Source organism: Streptomyces sp. NPDC107517 (assembly GCF_055582645.1).
Genome location: NZ_JBVJPM010000092.1, coordinates 1 through 2,573 on the forward strand (window position 1 = coordinate 1; position 2,573 = coordinate 2,573).

2 protein-coding genes are annotated in these 2,573 nt (G+C 68.3%); both read left to right on the plus strand.

Annotated elements, in window-relative coordinates; all coding sequences use genetic code 11:
- Window positions 1-132: 132 nt before the first annotated feature.
- Entirely contained in the window at window positions 133-1,668 is a 1,536-nt protein-coding gene (gene istA, locus ACZ67T_RS46235) for an IS21 family transposase (protein WP_469993086.1), read from the plus strand.
- The gene (gene istB, locus ACZ67T_RS46240) at window positions 1,668-2,459 is read left to right on the plus strand and encodes an IS21-like element helper ATPase IstB (protein ID WP_469993088.1); all 792 of its coding nucleotides are present in this window, start codon (window positions 1,668-1,670) and stop codon (window positions 2,457-2,459) included. The genes istA and istB overlap by 1 nt, the downstream gene beginning before the upstream one ends.
- Window positions 2,460-2,573: the final 114 nt, after the last annotated feature.

Below are 2,573 nucleotides of genomic sequence, written 5' to 3' on the forward strand. Positions count from 1 at the left end.
TGACGGCGGTCATGCCAAGCTCCCCATGGGCGGCCATTTAGCGCCCCACTGACGGCCTCGGGATTCCCCACGTACGGCTGGTTAGAACTCCCCACCCGCTTGGACAAGTTCGCTCTGGGCAGCCCAGAGCGGGTGAAGAACAGCAGGGAGATCATGGAGATCCTTGAGGCGTATGACCTGACAGGCAGTTACCGTGCCGCGGCCGAGCTGGCTGGATGCGACCACCACACCGTGGCCCGATACGTGCAGATGCGGGCTGCTGGCCAGCACCCCGATCAGCGGCGGCACCGGGCCCGTGCGATCGACGACTACTTGCCCAAGATCGAGGAGCTCGTGGTGCGCTCGCAGGGCAAGATCCGCGCTGACGTGGTGCACAAGCGGATCGCCGCGATGGGCTTCACGGGCGGGGAACGCACCACCCGCCGCACGGTCGCGGAAGCGAAAGCCCAGTTCAGGGCGGGCAGGCGGCGCGTCTATCGGCCGTGGGTCACGGAGCCGGGGCTCTGGCTTCAGTACGACTTCGGAGACGGCCCGACGATCCAAGGACGCAAGACGACTCTGTGGTGCGCCTGGCTGGCCTGGTCAAGGTTCCGCGTCGTGATCCCGATCCTCGACAAGACACTGCCGACCATCACCGCGTGTCTGGATGCGACCTTCCGGCGGATCGGCGGGGTCCCGGCCTACGTGCTGACCGACAACGAGAAGACCGTGACCACCGACCATGTCGCCGGGATCGCGGTCCGCAATCCCGAGATCGTCGAGGTCGCACGGCATTACGGAACTACGATCCGCACCTGTGTTCCGGCGGACCCGGAGACCAAGGGTGGATCGGAGGCGACGGTCCGCATCGCAAAGGCCGACCTGGTGCCCAAGGACGTCAACCTGCGTGATCACTACAAGACCTTCGGCGAGCTCGAGGCCGCCTGCCGCGAGTTCTGCGAGGAGGTCAACTCCCGCACCCACAGGGCGATCCGGCGTCGTCCAGCCGACCGGCTGGCCGAGGAACAGCAGCGACTGCACCCACTGCCACGACGCCCCTTCACCGCCGCGTTCGGCACCACCCGGCGGGTCACCTGGGAGTCCACCATCTCGGTCGAAGCGGTCCGATACTCCGTCCCGCACGAACTGATCGACGCCCGGGTCTGGGCCCGTTTCCACGGCGACGAGCTCATCGTCACGGCGGTCGACGAGACGGGAACGGCCCGGGAGGTCGCCCGCCATCGGCGAGGCCGGCCCGGCGACCCGGTCCTGGACGACGCGCACTATCCGCACAGGCAGGACAGGGAAACCGACCGCGTCCCCAGAGCCACCTCGGCGGAGGAGGCCGCCTTCCTGGCACTCGGCCCCGGCGCCGCGTCCTGGCTGGTGGAAGCCGGATCGTCCGGCGTCCGCCGGGTCAAGGCGAAGATGAGCGAGGCTATCGCGCTCTCCAAGCTCTACTCGGTCGCGGACGTCGACCGGGCGCTGGGAACGGCGGCCGTCACCGGCCGGTTCGCGGACAAAGACCTCCTGTCGATCCTCGACTACCAGACAGGCCATGAACACACCAGCCCGGTCGTCCGCAGCGAGGACCACTCCCTGCAGCCCGGCACCTCCGGCTGGGCCTCCTTCGGGCTTCCCGCCCCGGCCCCCGACACCGCTGAGTACGACGAAAGCGATCTCGCCTGATGGTCACCCCACTCCGCACCGTCCCCGGTTCCGGCGGCGACCCGCTGGCCGAGGCCCTCGAACTCACCAGGCGCCTCAAACTACCGCACCTGCGGCGGGCGTTGGCCGATCTGATCCCCACGGCCAAAGCGCAAAGGTGGGATCCGGCAGAGGTCGTAAGGGTGCTGCTGGCCGAGGAGGCCGCCGGCCGTGACCGCGCCAATCTCCACACCCGCCGCAAGCGGGCCGGGTTCCCCACGGGCAAGACCTTCGGCGACTGGCTGGAGGGCAAGTCGTCGATCCCCCGGCCCACTCAGGACGCTCTCAAGACCCTTGAATGGATCGGCCGCCGCGAGAACTTCTGCATCTGCGGCCCCTCAGGCACCGGCAAGTCCCACTTCGCCGAGGCCCTCGGTCAGACCGCCGTCGAAGCCGGTCTGTCCGTCACCTGGTTCACCATCGAGGACCTGGGCGCGTTGGTCCGCCGACACCGCGCGGACGACTCGATCGCGCGGGCCCTTTCCAGGATCATCCGATCCGACCTCATCATCGTCGACGACATTGGCCTCCTGCCGGTCTCGCCCGATGCCGCCGAAGGCTTCTACCGGCTGGTTGACGCCGCCTACGAACGACGCTCGGTTGCCGTCAGCAGCAACCTCCACCCCTCCGGCTTCGACGAGATCATGCCCAAGACACTGGCCACCGCCACCGTCGACCGACTCATGCACCACGCCCACATCGTCGTCACCCAGGGTGACAGCTATCGGCTCACCGAAGCCACCAGCGGACAGGGGGTGAAGCCCTTCAGCTGATCCTCCACAACCCGCGGGCGGGGAGCTATCTGGCCGCCAGCGGGGAGAGCTCGACGGCCGCCAGCAGGGAGAACTCCTGGCCGCCTACGGGGAGTTCCACACGACCGTTGACAG